Source organism: Phreatobacter sp., from assembly GCF_051860605.1.
GTDB lineage: Bacteria > Pseudomonadota > Alphaproteobacteria > Rhizobiales > Phreatobacteraceae > Phreatobacter.
The window spans coordinates 59,357-78,234 of sequence record NZ_JBHYDR010000004.1; the positions used below are offsets into that span (position 1 = coordinate 59,357).

20 protein-coding genes are annotated in these 18,878 nt (G+C 67.9%); 10 read left to right on the top strand and 10 right to left on the bottom strand.

The features are described from left to right. Positions 1-18 precede the first annotated feature (18 nt). From ACTIFS_RS08150 to ACTIFS_RS08185, 8 genes are all read right to left on the bottom strand, one after another. Complete coding sequence (locus ACTIFS_RS08150) at positions 19-1,014, bottom strand: alcohol dehydrogenase catalytic domain-containing protein (protein ID WP_439573580.1); 996 nt, start codon at positions 1,012-1,014, stop codon at positions 19-21. A 10-nt stretch (positions 1,015-1,024) separates the two neighbouring features. Next, the gene (locus ACTIFS_RS08155; RefSeq protein ID WP_439573581.1) at positions 1,025-1,804 is read right to left on the bottom strand and encodes an SDR family NAD(P)-dependent oxidoreductase; all 780 of its coding nucleotides are present in this window, start codon (positions 1,802-1,804) and stop codon (positions 1,025-1,027) included. Next, positions 1,805-3,118 (bottom strand): histidinol dehydrogenase, encoded by a 1,314-nt coding sequence (hisD, locus tag ACTIFS_RS08160; RefSeq protein WP_439573582.1) that lies wholly within the window; start codon positions 3,116-3,118, stop codon positions 1,805-1,807. A gap of 110 nt (positions 3,119-3,228) precedes the next feature. Continuing rightward, on the bottom strand, positions 3,229-4,287 hold the full coding sequence (locus tag ACTIFS_RS08165; RefSeq protein WP_439573583.1) for an ABC transporter substrate-binding protein: 1,059 nt from the start codon (positions 4,285-4,287) through the stop codon (positions 3,229-3,231). Continuing rightward, positions 4,284-5,573, bottom strand: coding sequence for a DegT/DnrJ/EryC1/StrS family aminotransferase (locus ACTIFS_RS08170; RefSeq protein WP_439573584.1), 1,290 nt, complete (start codon positions 5,571-5,573; stop codon positions 4,284-4,286). The genes ACTIFS_RS08165 and ACTIFS_RS08170 overlap by 4 nt, the downstream gene beginning before the upstream one ends. After that, positions 5,563-6,360, bottom strand: coding sequence for an ABC transporter ATP-binding protein (locus ACTIFS_RS08175; RefSeq protein WP_439573585.1), 798 nt, complete (start codon positions 6,358-6,360; stop codon positions 5,563-5,565). Before ACTIFS_RS08175 ends, ACTIFS_RS08170 begins: the two co-directional genes overlap by 11 nt. Before the next feature lies 1 nt (position 6,361). After that, complete coding sequence (locus ACTIFS_RS08180) at positions 6,362-7,150, bottom strand: ABC transporter permease (RefSeq protein WP_439573586.1); 789 nt, start codon at positions 7,148-7,150, stop codon at positions 6,362-6,364. 3 nt (positions 7,151-7,153) lie between these two features. Then, positions 7,154-7,930 carry an ABC transporter permease gene (locus ACTIFS_RS08185; RefSeq protein ID WP_439573587.1) on the bottom strand — a complete coding sequence of 259 codons (777 nt, stop codon included), beginning with the start codon at positions 7,928-7,930 and terminating at the stop codon, positions 7,154-7,156. A gap of 151 nt (positions 7,931-8,081) precedes the next feature. Here ACTIFS_RS08185 and ACTIFS_RS08190 point away from each other — a divergent pair, with 151 nt between their 5' ends. From ACTIFS_RS08190 to dusA, 9 genes are all read left to right on the top strand, one after another. Further along, positions 8,082-9,107 (top strand): LacI family DNA-binding transcriptional regulator, encoded by a 1,026-nt coding sequence (locus ACTIFS_RS08190; RefSeq protein WP_439573588.1) that lies wholly within the window; start codon positions 8,082-8,084, stop codon positions 9,105-9,107. 131 nt (positions 9,108-9,238) lie between these two features. After that, on the top strand, positions 9,239-9,697 hold the full coding sequence (locus ACTIFS_RS08195; RefSeq protein WP_439573589.1) for a (2Fe-2S)-binding protein: 459 nt from the start codon (positions 9,239-9,241) through the stop codon (positions 9,695-9,697). Between the two features lie 10 nt (positions 9,698-9,707). Beyond that, positions 9,708-11,885 carry a molybdopterin cofactor-binding domain-containing protein gene (locus ACTIFS_RS08200; protein WP_439573590.1) on the top strand — a complete coding sequence of 726 codons (2,178 nt, stop codon included), beginning with the start codon at positions 9,708-9,710 and terminating at the stop codon, positions 11,883-11,885. Beyond that, positions 11,882-12,322: a sulfur oxidation c-type cytochrome SoxX gene (gene soxX / locus ACTIFS_RS08205; RefSeq protein ID WP_439573591.1), complete on the top strand. Its 441-nt coding sequence runs from the start codon at positions 11,882-11,884 to the stop codon at positions 12,320-12,322. Before ACTIFS_RS08200 ends, soxX begins: the two co-directional genes overlap by 4 nt. A 4-nt stretch (positions 12,323-12,326) precedes the next feature. Beyond that, the gene (locus ACTIFS_RS08210; RefSeq protein WP_439573592.1) at positions 12,327-12,809 is read left to right on the top strand and encodes a thiosulfate oxidation carrier protein SoxY; all 483 of its coding nucleotides are present in this window, start codon (positions 12,327-12,329) and stop codon (positions 12,807-12,809) included. A 4-nt stretch (positions 12,810-12,813) separates the two neighbouring features. Further along, positions 12,814-13,143 (top strand): thiosulfate oxidation carrier complex protein SoxZ, encoded by a 330-nt coding sequence (locus ACTIFS_RS08215; protein WP_439573593.1) that lies wholly within the window; start codon positions 12,814-12,816, stop codon positions 13,141-13,143. After that, complete coding sequence (gene soxA / locus ACTIFS_RS08220; RefSeq protein WP_439573594.1) at positions 13,140-13,889, top strand: sulfur oxidation c-type cytochrome SoxA; 750 nt, start codon at positions 13,140-13,142, stop codon at positions 13,887-13,889. The genes ACTIFS_RS08215 and soxA overlap by 4 nt, the downstream gene beginning before the upstream one ends. Positions 13,890-14,503: 614 nt before the next feature. Continuing rightward, positions 14,504-15,331, top strand: coding sequence for an SDR family NAD(P)-dependent oxidoreductase (locus ACTIFS_RS08225; protein ID WP_439573595.1), 828 nt, complete (start codon positions 14,504-14,506; stop codon positions 15,329-15,331). 296 nt (positions 15,332-15,627) lie between these two features. Beyond that, complete coding sequence (dusA, locus tag ACTIFS_RS08230; protein ID WP_439573902.1) at positions 15,628-16,635, top strand: tRNA dihydrouridine(20/20a) synthase DusA; 1,008 nt, start codon at positions 15,628-15,630, stop codon at positions 16,633-16,635. Positions 16,636-16,697: 62 nt separating this feature from the next. On the opposite strand, the gene ACTIFS_RS08235 is transcribed toward dusA, so the two are convergent. Continuing rightward, entirely contained in the window at positions 16,698-16,961 is a 264-nt protein-coding gene (locus tag ACTIFS_RS08235) for a hypothetical protein (protein WP_439573596.1), read from the bottom strand. 231 nt (positions 16,962-17,192) lie between these two features. On the opposite strand from ACTIFS_RS08235, the gene ACTIFS_RS08240 reads away from it, so the two are divergent. After that, the gene (locus ACTIFS_RS08240; RefSeq protein WP_439573597.1) at positions 17,193-18,053 is read left to right on the top strand and encodes a sulfite exporter TauE/SafE family protein; all 861 of its coding nucleotides are present in this window, start codon (positions 17,193-17,195) and stop codon (positions 18,051-18,053) included. Between the two features lie 9 nt (positions 18,054-18,062). Here the strand turns inward: ACTIFS_RS08240 and ACTIFS_RS08245 are convergent, their stop codons facing one another. Further along, positions 18,063-18,872: a penicillin-binding transpeptidase domain-containing protein gene (locus ACTIFS_RS08245; RefSeq protein ID WP_439573598.1), complete on the bottom strand. Its 810-nt coding sequence runs from the start codon at positions 18,870-18,872 to the stop codon at positions 18,063-18,065. Between the last annotated feature and the right edge of the window lie 6 nt (positions 18,873-18,878).

The window sequence follows — 18,878 nt, forward strand, 5'->3', positions numbered from 1 at the left end:
ACCGTCGCGAAAACCCGGCTAGGGTCGAAGCACGATCTTGGCGAAAGGCGTGCGCCCCGCATCGATATCTGCGAAGGCTGCTGCGCCGCTGGCGAGATCCCGCTCCTCGAACCAGCCGAGCGCACCCAGTTCGCGTGCCGACAGGGCGGCGACCGTCTCCGCGAAGTCCTGCGGCGTGTAGCAGTAGGTGCCGCTGACGACGATCTCCTGAAGGGTCACCTTGCGGATATCGAGGCCCTCCTGGCCGGGCAGCAGCCCGGCATGGATGATGACGCCGCCGGGCCGGACCATGTGACAGGCTGCTGCGCGGGTCGCAGCCGCCCCCACCGCATCGATGACCAGATCGACGGAATTCTCCGCCGGTTCGCCCGCGGAGCCGGGCGCATAGGTTCCAAAACCCTCCTGCGTCTCGATCGTGCGCCTGCGTCCTTCGTTGGGTTCGCCGACCCGCAGTCCCACCGCACCGAAGCGGCGCGCGACGATGGCGGCGGCAAGCCCGATGGCCCCGCCGCCAAGGATGACGATGCGGGCAACCGCCAGGGGCAGGTGGAGGTGCCGCTGGCCGAGCTTGACCGCATGCCAGGCCACGGCGATGGGCTCTGCCAGGGCGGCATGGGCCGTCGGCAGTCCTTCGGGTATCGACACGACGTTGCGCTCCGGGACGCGGACCCGTTCGGCAAAGGCGCCCGGTCGCGGCGGCATCGACAGGATCTGGCGGGTCGGCGACAGGTGCCAGCGCCCCTCGACGGCGTAGGGACAGGCCGGGTCCACGACCAGCGGGTTGATCGTCACCCTTTCGCCGTCGCGTGCGCCCCCGATGATGCGGCCGGCCGCCTCGTGGCCGAGGATGAGCGGCGGCGGGCGCCGCGAGTCATGGCCATGGTAGGCGTGCATGTCAGAGCCGCAGATGCCCACCGCCTCGACCCTGACCAGCACCTCGCCGGCTTCGGCGACCGGGTCGGGCTCGTCCCGGAAGGCGAGGCTGTTGGCCCCGGTATAGACAAGTGCCTTCAAGGATCGACCCTCATTTTGCGGTGAAACCGCCATCGACAGCGAGCGTCTGGCCGGTGACGTAGGCAGAGGCCTCCGAGGCGAGGAAGACGGTCGCACCGGCCAGGTCGTCGAGTTGTCCGTTGCGGCCGATTGCTGTCTGGGCCGCGTTCTTGGCGGCGCGCTCCGGGTCGTTGAACACCGGCTCGGTCAGCGGCGTGGGGAAGAAGCCCGGCGCGATCGCGTTGCAGGTGACGCCATGGCGCGAGAACTCCTCGGCAATGGCACGCGTGAGCTGGACGATGCCGCCCTTGCCGGCCCCGTAGGGCGCGCAATCGGGAAAGGCGCGGTAGCTCTGCAGCGACGCGATATTGACGATGCGCCCGAACCCGCGCGACGCCATGCCGGGTGCCAGAGCCTGGGTCAGCAGGAACGGCGCGCGCAGATGCACGGCCATGTGAAGGTCGAAGGCCTCGGCTGTGACCTTTGCGAAAGGCTGCCGGAGATTGATGCCGGCAGCGTTGACGAGGATGTCCACGTCCAGCGGGGGCTCGCGCTGCGCAAGACCGTTCAGGACAGCGTCGCCGCAATCGGCCCTGCCGAGATCGACCGGAATGAACGTCGCCGCGATGCCCTCCGCGCCGAGCCTGTCAGCTGCGTCCCGCAGTAGCTCGTCGCGACGCGCGACCAGCACCACGTCCGCCCCCGCCAGGCCAAGCGCGCGGGCCATGGCAAGGCCGATGCCGGAATTGCCGCCCGTGACCAGCGCGGTCCGGCCGGTCAGATCGAACAGGTGGGTCAGCCTGAACGCCACTCACGCCTCCACGGGTGTTCCCAGGTCGATGTTCGACCCCGGATAGTATTTCGTCATGCGGGCATCCGACGTGCGGGCATGGGCCTCCATGCCTTCAAGCCGCGAGATGCGGGCGGACACGGGGGCGATCTGGCGGCACGCCTCGCGGCTCATGCGCTGCCACGTCAGGGGCTTCAGGAATTTGTGGACCGACAGGCCTGCCGAATAGCGGGCGGCAAACTTGGTCGGGAGGATGTGGTTGGGACCCGAAACCTTGTCGCCGAACGCCACATTGGTTTCCTCGCCAAGGAACAGAGACCCGTAGTTGGACAGGCGCCCGTGCCACCAGTCAAGGTCGGAGCAGTGGACCTCGAGGTGTTCGCAGGCATAGTCGTCGGACAGCGTCACCATGTCCTCCCGGCTGTCGCAGAGCGCGATCTCACCATAGTCGCGCCAGGCAGCCCCCGCGGCATCCCGGGCGGTCGGCGGCAGGGCCGCGATCAGCGTGGGCACCAGGCGGGCAACCTCGTCCGCGATGCGGCGGGAATTGGTAATCAGCCAGGCCGGGCTCTCGTGGCCATGCTCGGCCTGCCCGACCAGGTCGGTCGCAACGATCAGCGGATCGGCCGTATCGTCGGCGATGACGCAGACCTCGGACGGACCGGCAAAGACGTCGATACCGACCTTGCCGAACAGCATTCGCTTGGCTTCGGCGACATATTTGTTGCCCGGCCCGACGATGATGTCGGCCTTGCGGCCGGTGAACAGGCCGAAGGTCATGGCGGCGATCGCCTGGACGCCGCCGAGGCACATGACGATGTCGGAGCCGGCAACCTGCATGGCGTGCAGGACATGGGGATGGATGCCTTCGCCCCTGAACGGCGCGGAACAGGCCACCACGGTCCTGACGCCTGCGGCCTTGGCGGTCGCGATCGACATATAGGCCGAGGCGATATGGGCATAGCGCCCGGTCGGCACGTAGCAGCCGGCGACATTGACCGGCACGAGGCGCTGGCCGAGCTGCAGGCCGGGAGCGATTTCAAGCGAGAAATCCTGGACCGAGGCGCGCTGGGCCTCGGCGAAACGGCGGACCTGACCGGCGGCAAAGGCGATGTCGTCCTTCACGGCCTGCGGTACCGCCCGCGTCCGCTCCGCGATCATGCCGGCATCCATCACGATCGGGCCGGACCAGCGGTCGAGCTTGAGCGCATAGTCCCTGACCGCCTGCTCGCCATCCGCCTCGATGGCGGCAAGCATGGCCGTGACCACCTCGCGCGCCGCATCCGTCTCGGTCTCGGGGGTTTTCGACGCCTTCTTCAGGAAGGTGATGCCCATGACGTTTGGTCCTGTGATTGCGGTTGCGGCACCCGGCCGGAACGAGCCGCGACAGATGGGGCCGGGCAGGCCGCAAGGCGCGGCCTGCCCGATGATCGGTCCGCTCTGGCTCAGCGCCGGTCGAACTCGGTGGCGAAGGCGCGCAGTTGCGGATTGGCTGCGACACGCTTCAAGAAGTCGTCCGTCACATACGAGCCGGGTGCCGGGTTGCTCGGGATGGTGCCGGCTTCGGTGACGAACTTGCCGATCTCGTTGAACCAGCCGTCCACCGTGGACGCCGCCCCGGCATTGCGCGCCATCAGCCGCAGCTGCTCATCCAGGCCGAAGGTCGGCCTGAGGGCGAATTCCTGCTCCATCGCCCGTGCCGAGACCTCCAGCCCGCCCTGCTTGTAGAAGTCGAGCGCGAGGCGGCGGGCCTCCTCCGGATTGGCCTTGGCCCATGACCAGCCGCGCAGGAAGACCGCGAGGAACTTGGCCACATCGTCGGGCCGTTCGCGGGCGAAATCGGCGCGGACAATCAGTGCGCCGGGAACGATCGCATTGGCATCCGCCCCGGAGCAGAGGTACCGGGCATTGGCGCGCTCCTCGAGCGTATAGGTGTTGGGGGCCCAGACGCCCGCGATGTCGCCATTGTTGGAGGTCAGGGCCGTGATGATCTGGGCCTGGCCGAGATTGACAAACTGCACGTCGGACGGGTTGACGCCCATCTTCTCAAGGCAGCGGCGGGCCGCGAAATGGACCGTCGAATTGGTGGTCAGGAGCAGTCGCTGGCCGCGTAGCGAGGCGGGATTGGAGCGGATCGCCTCGAAGCGGTCGCCGCGCACCATGACGGCGTTCGCCTTGGATTCGTCATTGGTGATGCCGATGGTCAGGATGTTGAACCGGACCGCGCCGAGCACGGCGGGAACGGAGCCCGTTCCGCCGACATCCCAGGACCTGGCCGCTGCCGCGGCAATCTGGGGTGCGCCGGCCGGGAAGGTCGAGAAGGTCGGCTCGAGGCCGACCTCGCGCCACCAGCCCTTCACGGTGGCGTAGTGGAATGGCAGCGCCCAGTAGAGCGAGGGCTGGTAGCTGACGCCGATCGCCGCCGGGGCCTGTGCCCGGGCGGTCGGCGCCTGGGCGATCAGGATGGCGGTCGCACAGGCCATTGCGGCCAGTATCTTCTTCATCGCATTCCTCCCTTTCCGTGTTTCCGGGCAGTTTCCGGCTCGGGGCCGCTGCCCGCTCGTCCCGCCGCGGCACGAGTGGCCACGGCGAATTCCACGCCATCGCGAACGATGTCGGCGATCAGGTCGCAATCGTCATCGGTCAGCGCGACGGGTGTCCGGATGTCGCAGAGGCCGGCGAGCACGCGATGCGTGGCATCGAGCGGTCCCTGCGGGCCGGCATAGGTCCAGTGGCGCGGCGCGCTGGTGAAGCCCGCCTGGCGTTCGGCGCCGAACCACTTGATTGGCAGGCCGCGGTCCCGCGCATGGTCGAGGATGGTCCTCATCTCGTCGGGAGCGAAATCCAGCAGCGAGAACTGGATCGACGTGGCGGAGAAGCTCTGGCCGCCGCCCCGGGCCGGCACATGGATATGCTGGCTGCGCCTGAGGCCCGAGGCGATCCGATCGTGGATGGCGTTCCAGCGGGCGACCCGGCGCGGCAGTTCGGCAAGCTGCGGACGCAGGATCGCGGCGGCGAGGGCCGTCATCCGCAGGCTGAAATTCGGCGTCGTGCCGCTTGCCGCTTCCAGGCTTTCCGCCGGCGGTGCCGACAGGTGTTGACCATGCAGCATGTAGCTGCCCGAATGCAGGATCGCGCGCGCGGCCATGGCCTCGTCGTCGAGCACCAGGAAGCCGCCTTCGCCCGCATTGAGGTGCTTGTAGGTCTGGGCGCTGAAGGCTGCCGCCAGCCCGAATGTGCCGATCGCCCGGCCACGCCAGCTGGCGCATATGGCATGCGCGCAGTCCTCGATGACGGCAAGCCCGCAATCATCTGCGACGGCCATCACCGCATCCATGTCGGCGATGTGCCCGCGCATGTGCGAGAGCAGCAGCACCTTCGCACCCGATGCCCGGGCCTTGCGGCGCAGGTCCTCGGCGTCGATCACATAGTCGCGCCCGACCTCGACGACGACCGGCCTTGCAGCAGCGTGCAGGATGGCACCGGGCACCGGCGCCAGCGTGAAGCCGTTGACGAGGACAGGCTCGCCAGGCTGAACCACCGCAACCTTCAGGGCCAGAAAGAGCGCGCAGCCACCGGAATTGACGGCGACGCAATATTTGCGGCCGGTGAAGGCGGCGAATTCCTGCTCGAGCAGGGCCGTGTCGGCCTGGTCTGCGCCCATCTCGCCATAGCGGAACAGCCGGCCGGAGCGCATGAGCTCGACCGCCCGTGCAATGCCCGCTTCCGGGATCGGCTCCGGTTCGGTCAGGTCGCGCGTCAGGCGCCGCAGGGCTGGATCAGACGCCATGGGCACCCTTCTCCTCGCGAAGGGATTTCCAGATGTGGGTCCGCAGGTGGACGAAGGATTCGAGGTCCATCACGTCCTCGATGCGGGAGAAGCGGTCCCAGTCCTCCGCTTTGCGGATCGACCGGACGTCGAGCACTTCCTTGATGCGCCCCGGTCGCCGGGTCATGATCACGACCCGGTCGGCGAGGTAGACCGCTTCCTCCACCGCATGGGTGATGAACAGAACCGTGCGCGGATTGCGGCGCGCCAGCCTGACCAGTTCCTCCTGCATCACGACGCGCGTCTGGGCGTCGAGCGCCCCGAAGGGCTCGTCCATGAGCAGGACCTCCGGGTCCAGAACATAGGCGCGGGCAATGGCGACCCGCTGCTGCATGCCGCCCGAAAGCTGGTGGGGAAAGGCTTCCGCGTGGCTTTCCAGATTCATCAGGCGCAGCGCCGCGTCGATGCGCTCCACGCGCTCGGCAGCCGGCAGGTTCTTGTTGCGCAGCCCCAGATCGATGTTCTCCCGGACTCTCTTCCAGGGGAACAGGGCGAACTGCTGAAAGACCACGGCCCGGTCGGGGCCGGGTTCGGTGACGGCACGGTCATTGACGCTGACCACGCCGGAACTTGGCCCCTCGAACCCGGCGACCATGCGCAGGCAGGTGGTCTTGCCACAGCCCGACGGGCCGACGATCGCCACGAATTCCTGATCGGCAATGGTCAGGTCGATGGCGTCGAGGACCTTCACGCCGCTGTCGGCGGGGCCGAAGACCTTGTCCACCTTGTCAAACCGGATCGAACCCACCTTACGCCTCCAGTCCGCGCCGGCGGCGCATCCAGGCCTCGCCCTGCCGGAGCAGGACGTCGATCAGCATTCCCACGATCCCGATGGCGACCATGCCGGCCATCACGGTCGGCGTGGCGACATTGGCCTGGGCCTGAACCATCATGAACCCGACCCCCGCAGCCGCGACGATGAGTTCCGCACCGACCAGCGACTGCCAGCCGAGCCCGGCCGAGACGCGCAGGCCCGCCACGATGGAGGGCAGGGAGGCCGGCAGCAGGATCTCCATGATCATCCGGTGGTTGGGCGTGCCGAGCATGCGCGCGGCCTCGATGAGCCGCGGCTCGACGAAGCGCGCGCCCCGGTAGGCATTGATCAGGCAGGGCGGAAACGCGCCGGCGAAGATGATCAGGACCGGGCCGCCGATGCCGGTCCCAAACCAGAGGGCTGCGAAGGGAACCCAGGCGATCGGCGCAATGAACCGGAAGCCGTCGAAGATGGGAGTGACGATGTCGTCGAGCAGGCGGAACCAGCCCATCAGCAGCCCGAGGGGCACGCCGATGGCGGCGGCCAGCAGCACCCCGGTTGCATAGCGCTGGAACGACGAGGCCAGGTGCTGCGGCAGCGTGGCGCCGGCGAACGGGGACGTCATGAGCTGAAGGGCGCGCTCCACCACGTCCCAGGGGGCGGGGAGGAACTGACGCGGCACGAAGCCGGTGACGGTTAGACCCGTCCACAGGCCGATGAACAGGGCAATGCCCAGCCCGCCCCAGGCCCATGTTTCCAGCAGAGTGAGCGGACGACCGTTCATCGCCTAGTCCCTCGCCGCCACGTTCCAGGCGAGCGCCCGACGCTCGGCCCGCGCCAGCAGGGCCGTCGTCGCCCAGCCGAGCAGGCCGACCGTGACCATCCCGACCAGGATCATGCCGGGATAGAGATCCTGCTGCGCCATGTTGAGGACGAAGCCGATGCCCGCCAGCGCACCCACCAGTTCGGCGGCGACCAGCGTCGTCCACGAGGCCTGAAGCGAGAGGCGAAGGCCGGTGAAGATCATCGGCGCGGCCGCAGGCACGATGATCTCCGTGATCATCCGCCAGCGCGGGGTGCCGAGCATCCGCGCCGCCTCGAGAATGGGCCGGTCGATGTTGCGCACGCCGGCAAAGCTGTTGATGACCGACGGCACGAAGGCGGCGAACCAGATCACCATGATCTTGGCGCTGTCGCCCAGTCCGAGCCAGAGAATGGCCAGCGGGATCCAGGCGAGCGGCGGAATGGGCCGGATGATCAGGAAGACCGGATTGACCGCCGCCTCGACGCGCCGGCTCCAGCCCATCCAAAGGCCGAGCGGGACGCCGGTCAGGATGGCAACGGCAAAACCCATTGCGACGAGCTTGAGCGACTGGATGGCATGCTGGAGGAGGTGGCCGCCGGCATAGCCACGCGACCAGATCTGCCCGAGCGCCTGCTGGAACTCGGCGGGCGAGGGAAAGCGCGCGCCCGAGACCATCCCCGTCACGCTGGTGAGCATGAACCACGTCGCGGCAAGTGCTGCGAGCGTAGTCAGGCCGATCCATGTCCGCCTTGCCGCCATCCCTGGGTTCCTCTCGCTCTTCTTATGAGAGCGCTTTCATTCAGAGTTTCAGCAAGAGTGAGCCTTGTCAAGCAGAGTCGAGCGCAACAAATGCCGCATCATAGCCAAGATCGCTGTTGTCGATGAAAGAATTTTCAGGCAAGATTTCGTGATGAAAGCGCAGCGCAAATACCGGCTCGTCGATGTCGCTCGCGAGGCCGGTGTCTCTCCGGCGACAGTCTCGCGGGCTATATCGCAGCCCGAACTGCTGTCGCAGGAGACGCTCGCAAAGGTTCGCAGCGCCGCGGAGCGCCTTGGCTACACGCCCGACGCCGCAGCGCGGGCGCTCGCATCGGGGCGTTCGCGCACCATCGGGGCGGTCATGCCGACCCTCGACAACGCGATCTTCTCCTCCACGCTGCAGGCGATGCAGCGGGCCCTCACCGAACGGGGCTACCAGCTGCTCGTCGCCTCGCATGATTACAGCGCCGCCGCGGAGGCGAGGGCCGTGCGGTCTCTGCTCGGCCGCGGGGTCGACGGGCTGATGCTGGTCGGTGCGGAGCGCGCCCCTGAAACCAGCGCGCTTCTGGACGATACCGGCATTCCCGTCGTCTTCACCTGGCGGACCCAGCCTGGCCGGACGGGCGTGACCGTGGACAACGAGCGGGCAGGCTATCTCGCCGCCCGCCACCTGGCCGGACTGGGGCATCGGCGCATCGGCATGGTCATCGGCCGGACCGCTTTCAACGACCGCCAGCGGGCGCGCCTGGAGGGTGCACGGGCCGGCCTGAAGGAAAGCGGCCTGGCGCTGTCCGACTGGATGGTCTCGCAGCAGCCGACCACGCTGGCCGGCGGGCGTGCCGGCTGTGCCGCCCTGCTCGAACTGGCCGAGTCGCCGACAGCGCTGATCGGCGGAATCGACCTTCTGGCCATCGGCTGCATGATCGAGGCGCAGGCGCGCGGCATGACCGTTCCCCGCGACCTGTCGGTCGCCGGCATCGACGACATCGACATGTCGGCGCATCTGGCACCGTCGCTGACGACCGTGCACGTGCCGACGACGGCGATTGGCGCCGAGGCTGCGCTCAAGCTGATCGGCATGATCGAGGGCAGGCCGGTCGCCCAGACGCTCGACCTGCCGATCGAACTGGTCGTGCGCAGGTCGACGGGCCCTGTTCCACCCGCGCGGGCCGGGTGAAGGGTCGGCTCGGCTCTCGACAAAGTGAAACGCCCGTGAGCCGATCCGGGGTTGTGTCGGCGGCCCTGAAACTGTGGACTCGTTCCAGACAAGAGGCCGCCCAAGGTCCGGATCAAAGCGGGAGACGGTGCGTGGCGAAACTCAACATCAACGGCCGGGTGGTCGAGATCCAGGTGGCAGACGATACGCCGCTCCTGTGGGCGCTGCGCGAGCAGGCGGGTCTCACGGGGACGAAATATGGCTGCGGCATCGGCGCCTGCGGCGCCTGCACGGTGTTGCTCGACGGTCAGGCCATGCGCGCCTGCACCATGCCGGTCAGTGCCATTGCCGAAGACCAGAAGATCGTCACCATCGAGGGCCTGTCGCCGGACGGCATGCACCCGATCCAGGTCGCATGGCGCGACCTCGATGTTCCCCAGTGCGGCTATTGCCAGTCGGGCATGATCATGGCGGCGGCGGCGCTGCTCGCGGAGAAGCCAAGCCCGACCGACGAGGATATCGACGCCGCGATGACCAATATCTGTCGGTGCGGTACCTACAATCGCGTGCGGGCCGGCATCAAGCAGGCCGCCGGCAACCGCCAGGGCTGAGGAGGGCACCATGAACTTGATCGAGAACGCCCGCCCCACCCGCCGCACGATGCTGAAGGCTGCAGCCGGGCTCGCCGTCGGCTTCTACCTGCCCGCACGGGACGTGCTCGCGCAGGCCGCGCCTGCCGCTGCGGCCCCCGAGATCAATGCCTGGGTCGTCATCCGTCCGGACGATACGGTCGTCATCCGCATGGCGCGCTCCGAAATGGGGCAGGGAACCCGCACCGGGCTCTGCCAGCTCATCGCCGAAGAACTCCAGTGTGACTGGTCGAAGATCGTCACGGAATATGTGACGCCGGGCCAGTCGCTGGCGCGCAACCGCGCCTGGGGCGCGTTCCTCACCGCCGGCAGCCAGGGCATTCGCCAGAGCCAGGACTATGTCCGGCGCGGCGGCGCCACCGCGCGGATCATGTTGATCCAGGCAGCGGCCGAGGCCTGGGGCGTGCCTGCCGCGCAATGCGCGGCCAAGGATGGCGTCATCACCCATGCCGCCTCGGGACGCTCGGTGCGCTACGGGCAGGTCGCCGCAGCCGCAGCCCGGGTGACGCCGCCACAGGATGTGCCGCTGAAGGATCCGAAGGACTGGACGGTGATCGGCCATTCGGTGAAGCGGCTCGACACGGCTGCCAAGACAACCGGCTCATTGGTCTACAGCTCCGACCTGAAAATGGACGGGATGCTGGTGGCCGTGCCGAAGGAATGCCCGGTCTTCGGTGGAAAGGTCGCCTCGTTCGATGCGGCCAGGGTCTCCTCCATGCCGGGCGTCCGGCATGTGCTGAAGGTCGGCGATACGGCGGTCGCCGTGGTGGCCGACACATTCTGGCAGGCCAAGAGCGCGCTCGACGCCCTGCCGGTGGAGTGGGACTACGGCCCGAACCGGGCCGTGTCCTCTGAAACCATTGCCGCGCAGCTGCGCGAGGGGCTTGATGCGGCCGAAGCCTTCGTCGGCAATTCCAATGGCGACGCCCGCGCCGCGATCGCGGCCGCACCGCGCAAGGTGGAGGCGGTCTACTCCTACCCCTTCCAGAACCACGCGCCGATGGAGCCGATGAATGCCACGGTGCGCTGGACGCCGACCCGCTGCGAGGTGTGGTGCCCGACGCAGAACGGCGAGTCGGCCCTGGCCGCGACGGCCCAGGCCGCCGGCCTGCCGCAGACCGCCTGTGACGTCCACCGCCTCGATCTGGGTGGCGGGTTCGGCCGCCGCACCACGCATGACTGGCTGATCCAGGCAGTGAACATTGCCAAGCAGGTGCCCGGCGTGCCGATCAAGACCATGTGGACCCGCGAGGAGGACATGGTTCAGGGGCGCTACCACCCCGTCACCATGTGCAAGCTGACCGGCGGCCTCGATGCGCAGGGCAACCTCACCGGCCTGCACATGCGCATTTCCGGCCAGTCGATCCTGTCCTATGTGTTCCCGACGGCCTTGCAGAACGGTCGTGACCCGGTGGTGTTCCAGGGGCTCAACCCGGGCGGCAACGACAGCCAGATCGGCTACGCATTCCCGAACCTTCTGATCGACCATGCCATGCGCAACACCCACGTTCCGCCGCACTTCTGGCGAGGCGTGAACCACAACCAGAACGCGGTCTATCTCGAGTGCTTCCTCGACGAGCTGGCCCATGCGGCAGGGCAGGACCCGCTTGCGTTCCGGCGCAAGCTGATGGGCAACCATCCCCGTCATCTCGCGGTTCTGAACGCGGTTGCCGAGCGCATCGGCTGGGGAACGCCCCCGCCGGCCGGTATCCATCGCGGGATCGCCCAGCAGATGGGGTTTGGCAGCTATGTCGCCGCCGCGGCCGAGGTTTCGGTGGATGCGCAGGGCAAGCTCAAGATGCATCGCATCGTCGCGGCCACCGATTGCGGTCATGCGGTCAATCCTCGCCAGATCGAGATGCAGGTGGAAGGCTCGTTCGTCTATGGGCTCTCGGCGCTGCTCTACGGCGAGTGCACCGTGCAGGACGGACGGATCGTCGAGACCAATTTCGACACCTATAACGTCCTGCGCATGGACGAGATGCCGAAGGTCGAGACCATCGTCATGCCCTCGGGCGGGTTCTGGGGTGGCGTCGGCGAACCGACCATCATGGTGGCCGCGCCTGCTGTCCTGAATGCCATCTTCGCCGCCACGGGAAAGCGCATCCGCACCGTGCCGCTGAAGGACCAGGACCTGCGCCGCGCGTGACGCGGGTCGCGGCATTGCTCCTCGGCCTGTGCCTCGCGGGACCCTCCGCGGGGCAGGAGGTTGCCCCGTTCACGGTAACCGCCGATGCCGTGGAGGCGCCGCTTGGCGGGCTCACCGGCGATGCGGCGCGCGGCGCCCGTATCGTCCGCAACCGGGAGACTGCGAACTGTCTGATCTGCCACACGATCCCGGACCCGTCGGAGACCTTCATGGGTGAGGTAGGCCCACCGCTCGCCGGTGTCGGCCTCAGGCTGTCGGCCGGGCAGATCAGGCTGCGCGTCATCGATCCGACCCAGGTGAACGCGAACGCGGTCATGCCGGCCTATCATCGTGTTGCGGGCCTCGTCCATGTCGAGGAGCGCTATCGTGGGCGGCCCGTCCTCGGTGCGCAGGAGATCGAGGACGTCGTCGCCTATCTGTCGGGTCTGAAGGAGTGAGACGATGGCGGAGCTCGACCATCAACACCGGCCTGTGAGGCTGTCGCGTCGGGCAGCGCTGGCGGCCACGGCTGCTGCGGTTGCCATGCCGGGCCGGACGATGGCCCAGCCCGCCACCGGGCAAACCTTCGCATCGGTCGAGGCCTCAATTCTCGCCGGCCGCATCCCCGCCGCGTCCGGAATCGTGCTCGACATGCCGCCCCTTTCGGAGAACGGCAATTCCATCGACCTGACCATCGCCGTTGACAGCCCGATGAACGAGGAGGATCACGTCTCCGCCATCCATGTCCTGTCGGAGAAGAACCCGTTTCCCCGTGTGGCCGTCTTTCACATCGGCCCACGGGCCGGACGGGCCGAGGTCGCGACGCGCATCCGCCTTGCCGAGACGCAGGCGGTCGTCGTGCTTGCCGAGACCAGCAAGGGCGCGGTGCATCGGGCGGCCAGGGAGGTCATCGTGATCCTCGGGGCCTGTGTGGACGGGGGCTGACACCATGACGAGCGCAACCATCCCCGCGCGCATCACCATGCCGGCGGAAGCCAGGCGCGGCGATATCGTCGAGATCCGCGTTCTCGTGCGCCATGCCATGGAGCGGGGGGTGAGTGCCCAGGGCCTCACGCCCGTGCCGCGCCGCATCCTGCACACCTTTCGCGCCACCTATGACGGCGCGGAGATCATGCGGATGGACCTGTCGCCCGGTATCGCGGCCAATCCCTATATCGCCTTTACCACCAGAGCGACCGTGTCCGCCGACATCGTCTTCGAATGGCTGGAGGACGGCGGTGTCACCTATGAGCGCCGGCAGATGCTGACGGTCACATGAGGCTTGCCGCGGCCATTGCCGGATGCCTGCTGGCCGGGGTCGCGACCGCCGGGGACGTGCGAGCGCCCGCCACCTTCCTGTCGCCGGAGTTGCGCGCCCTGCAGGACGATCCCTCGCGCCATCCCGGCTGGCTCTGGGTCGACGAGGGCGAGGCGCAGTGGAAGGCCGTTCCGGCCACGGGCAAGCCGGCCTGCCAGGGTTGCCACGGCGATATCGGCAGCATGCGCGGCGTTGCCGCCCGCTACCCGGCCGTGACGGGTGACGGTGCGCTGATCAATCTCGAAGGGCGGATCGAGCGCTGTCGCAGTGAGAACCAGGCTGCTCCCGCCTTCGGCTACGAGAGCGAAGCGCTGCTGTCGCTCACCGCCGCCATCGCCCTGCGCTCGCGCGGTCTGCCGATGGCGGTCGCGACCGACGGGCCGGCCACGCGGTTTGTCGAGCAGGGTCGCCGCTTCTATGAAACCCGCCAGGGCCAGCTCAATCTTGCCTGTAGCCAGTGCCACGACGATCATGTCGGCCGCCGCCTGCGTGGCGATGTCATTTCAAGCGGGGTCGGCACGGGGTTTCCGGCCTACCGGCTCGAATGGAACGCGATGGGCTCGCTGCACCGGCGCCTGCGCGCCTGTTCGCTTGGCGTGCGCGCGACGCAGTTTCCCCATGGCTCGGCGGAGTACCTCGCCCTGGAGCTCTATCTGGCCGCGCGCGCCAAAGGCCTGCCGATCGAGGCGCCGGGACTTCGTCGCTGAGGCCGTAGGCCGAGTTGAGGTCAAAGACCATTCTTTGAAAAGAAAAGACATCGATGACAATGGACAAACGTGGCGTGAAGCGCGTCGGCGAGAGTACCGCGAATGCACGAGACGGGGCCGGCTAGTCCCTTGCGCTTCTCGGTGGCGCCCATGATGAATTGCAAGGCATCAAGATAATAGTCATGGAATAGCAGATAAATGAGAACGAGGCCGACGTCGTGTTGCAAGACGCTGAAGTTTGACGGAAAGCGACTTGGCGGCATGTTTGCGGGAAATCCTGAGCCGCCCGAGTCTTCTACAGGCCAGCGGCTGACACTGACCGCAAGGGCAACGAGCCGATCGCCAGCCTGGAGGCGCAACACGCCGGACGATACGGAACTCGATCACCAACGCCATCGGGATGATCGAGGGACGTCTCATGAAATGGCGAACATTGCGGGGGTGGACTTTGCCCTGAAGGCCGCTGGTTCCCACACCGGCCGAAAGCCGATTTTCCTCGGACAGTGCCTCGCCGAACGATAGGTTGGGAACCGCAATTAGCATAGAAAAAGGCGGATTGGTCAAACGGCTCAGGAAGACGTCATGCCCGGCCAGGTTCAGTTTGGGAGGAAGGGTTGGAGCGACCAGTAGCTGCGATCAGCGGTGCCGCTGCCGGCATCGGGAGAGCGCTTGCTGTCCAACTGTCCGCCGCCGGCTATCGGCTTGTCCTGCTTGATCGCGACGCGGAAGGGCTTGCGGACGTCCGGCGCTCGCTCGAGGACGGGGTCGAGGTGCTGAGCCTGGTGGTGGACTTCGCGAATTCGGCCTCCATCGCTGACGCTGCCGCGCATCTGCTGGCGACCATTCCGAGAATCGACGTTCTCGTGAACAATGCTGGCATCGCGCTTCATGGCCGGGTCGATGAGTGTGACGTTCTGTCACTCGAGTCGGTGATCAGCACAAATCTCCTGGGGCCGATCCGGTTCACCGCCCAGGTTCTCCCGCTGGTCAAGGCAGCCCCCCGCGGGGTGGTCGTGAACATGTCGAGCGTTTTCGGTCTGGTGGCGCCCGCCGGTCAGGCGGCCTATTCGGCATCGAAGTTTGGCCTGCGTGGCTTCAGCGAGGCGCTGGGAAACGAACTCGCCCGCGATGGCGTTCTGGTTCTCACCGTCTATCCGGCGGCGGCGAAAACAAGGATCGCCCGCAATGCCCTGTCGGCGCTCCGCATGCCGGACGAGGTTCGCGAACAGCACGAGGAGCGCTTCTATCGGAACGCGCGCCTCGCCCCCGACGACATCGCCAGACGGATCGTGGAGGCAATCAGGGGTTCGAGAACCCGTCTCGTCATAGGGCGCGACGCTCGTCTGGCCGATGTTATTCAAAGGCTGATGCCCGGCGCCTACGGCCGTTTCGCACGGCTTGTGTCCGAGGTTCTGAAGCGCCTCTCGCCCGGGCCGCGCTGACCCGCGCCTGCCGCGACGCCGCAGTCCGGCGACGTGGGATCCCGCTGGCGATGCCGGGCCGCCCCGCAACTGTTCTCCTGATGTCTGACACGGGCGTGCCCGCCTGGCCAACTTGATCCCGCTGCCCCTGCGAATGAGTTGGACGATGGTGTCCTTCGGTTTACAGGATGGGCCCCGTGTCTGCAGAAGTTGTGCGGGTCGCGACCGGAAGCGGCTGCGGACCGGCAGGATCAGGGACAGGAACGAGCGGCGTGAATCGGCAGCAAACCGTTGGGGACGAGGAAAAGACAGCCAGGATCGGGCCCTGGCGGTTCTCCGTCGCCCCGATGATGGACTGGACCGACCGGCATTGCCGGTTCTTCCATCGGGGGCTGACGCGCCATGCGCTGCTCTATACCGAGATGGTCACCGCCAATGCCGTGATCCATGGCGACCGCGAGCGGCTCATCGGGTTTGATCCGGCCGAACATCCGGTCGCACTGCAACTCGGCGGGTCCGACCCCCGCGCCCTGGCGGAAGCGGCGCGCATCGGCCAGGGTTTCGGCTATGACGAGATCAACCTGAATGTCGGCTGCCCCTCCGACCGCGTGCAGGGCGGCAGCTTCGGCGCCTGCCTGATGGCCGAGCCGGCGCTCGTCGGAGACTGCATCGCGGCGATGAAGGCGGCGGTGGCGGTGCCGGTCACGGTGAAATGCCGCATCGGCATCGACGATCAGGATCCGGAGGTGGCGCTGGACACGCTGGCCGATGCGGTCGTTGCGGCCGGGGCGGACGCCATCATCGTTCACGCCCGCAAGGCCTGGCTGAAGGGCCTGTCGCCGCGCGAGAACCGGGAGATTCCCCCGCTCGACTACGGCCGGGTGTTCCGTCTCAAGGCCCGGCTTCCGCATGTGCGGGTAGCCATCAATGGCGGGATCAGCACCCTCGAACAGGCACGCGACCTGCTGGCGCCGCGCGATGGCGTCGTTCTCGACGGGGTTATGCTCGGCCGGGCCGCCTATCAGGACCCCTGGCTTCTGGCCTCTGTCGATCCCGTCCTGTTCGGACAGGCATCACCGGTCGACTGCCTGCATGACGCTGTCGAGCGGTTGTATCCCTATGTCGAGGCGGCTCTCGGCCGGGGCATTCGCCTGTCCTCGATCACCCGGCACACTCTTGGCCTGTTCCAGGGCGTGCCCGGCGCCCGCGCGTTCCGGCGCCACCTGTCCGTCGAGGCACCCCGGCCCGGCGCCGGCATCGAGGTGATCCGCGCGGCGCTTGCGCTGGTGCGCCGCGAGCAACGGACCGCGGGTCTGGCGGCCTGACCACATGGCGACGGGCGGCGGTCCTTCGACCGCCGCCCGTCAGGTTCTGGCCTTGGTGCCTGTTACCGCGCGCGGCGGGGCGTGCAGTAGTGGCCGCGCAGCAGCTCGAAGGCGCATTCGCGGGCCGTGGTCGCCTGATTCTGGACCGGCTGCGGGTAGGTCGGGATCTGGATCATGACGACCGGAACGTCATTGAACGAGATGCCGCCGTCGCCGCCGCCGGCGCCACCGCTGCCGGCGGTCTGGGCCATGGCGAGGCCGGACAGGGAGGTGGCGAGCGCGATCGACAGGGCACCGGCGAGGGACAGGGTCTTGAGGCGGGTCATGGGAGGTCCTTGCGTGTTCGGGTCTGCAGCACCTGGCCGGTGGCCGGCTGCGTCGACCGGGACCATGACGGCTGCTGTTTTCGCTCGCGCCCCGCCGGATGGCCGCGCTGTTTCCACTGTATCGGCCTTTGTTGCAGCGGCGGGGCAGGGCGGCTGCGCGCGTGCCACGCTTGCGCCACCGGCGCCATCGGTCTTTAAGTCGCCGCTCCCTCCGCCTGCCCCCGGTTTGCCATGCTCTTCGGCGTTCCCTTCGACCAACTCGCCATTCTTGCCGTCGGCCTCCTGATCGCAGGTGCGGCCACGGGCATTCTGGCCGGCGTGTTCGGCGTCGGGGGCGGGGCGGTCATCGTGCCGGTGCTCTACGAACTGTTCGGCGTGGTCGGGGTGCCTGCCGACCTGAAGATGCCGCTGGCTGTCGGCACCTCGCTGGCCATCATCATCCCCACGTCCATCCGCTCCTTCCAGGCCCACAAGGCGAAGGGTGCGGTGGACATGGAGGTGCTGCGGGCCTGGGCCATACCCGTGATCGTCGGCGTCATTGCCGGCTCGCTGGTTGCCCGCTACGCACCGCCCGGCGTGTTCAAGGCCGTTTTCGTGTTCGTCGCCGGGCTGTCCGCCTGGCGCCTGCTCACCGGCAAGGAACTGAACTTCGGCACGGGAATGCCGGGCCCTGCCGGCATGGTCGCCACGGGCGGCGTCATCGGCGTGCTGTCCAGCCTGATGGGCATCGGCGGCGGCCAGCTCGGCAATCTGGTGATGATGGCCTATGGGCGCACCATTCATAACGCGGTGGCGACCTCCTCCGGCCTCGGCGTTCTCATCTCCATCCCCGGCGCGCTGGGCTATATCTATGCCGGCTGGCCGAAGGCGGCCGAGTTTCCGGCGGTCGCAGCCATCCAGTTCCCGTTCGCGCTGGGCTATGTCTCGCTGATCGGCTTCCTGCTGTTCATCCCGACATCAATGTGGACCGCGCCGATCGGCGCCCGGCTGGCCCATTCCATGCCCAAGCGGCGGCTGGAACTGGCCTTCGGCGCCTTCCTTCTGATCGTCTGCCTGCGCTTTCTGTGGGATCTCGTCGCCCGTGGCGCCTGAGCCTGAGGCTCAGCCGTAGACGCCGAGCGTCTTCAGGATCGCTCTGCCGACCGCAAGGCGCTTCGGCGCCATAGCCATCTGCGGCATGTCGATGTTCAGGGTGAAGGCGTGGATGCGGCTGCCGCGCTCCACCCAGCCGGTCCACCAGCCGATCGAGGTTTGCCCGCGCTTCACGAACCAGCCGGTCTTGCCGTGGAGCGTCGCCCCGCCGTCGGCCTCGAGGCGGACGATATCGCGCGTCAGGGCCTGCGCGCGCTCCGAGGCCGGCAACCCACTGCGGGCGAGGCGCAGGTTGAAGCCGGCTTCCTCCAGCGCGCTGATCGTCAGCGGCCCTTCCAGCCAGAAGCGGTCGACCACGGTGCCGGGGTCGCGGTTGCCATAGTCGAGCCGTGCCAGCCAGTCGCGATAGGCCGGCAGCCCGACACGCCGGGCGACCTGCTGGAACGCTGGCACGTTGGAGATCGGCATGGCTTCGCGAAGCGACATGTCGCGGTTCCAGGCGGGATTGCGCGACGGTGTTCCGCCATAGGGCACGATGGCGTCGGCATCGGCCACCGCGCCGGCCTCGAAGGCGATCAGGCTGTTCGGGATCTTGAAGGTCGAGGCCGGCACGTAGCGCCGCCGTGCGCGGGCCGGATCAACGAGAACGGGCGCGCCGCCATCGGAGGCCACCAGAGCGAACGTGCCGGTCACCCCCTCGGCCCGGAACGGCTGCTTGAGGTCGGCCGCTCCGGTGGCGATGGCCGGTGTCGCCAGAGGCAGGGCCGCCGCAAGAATCAGGGCATCGCGGCGGGAGGGCAGAAGCAGGCTGCGGGTCATGTCGGT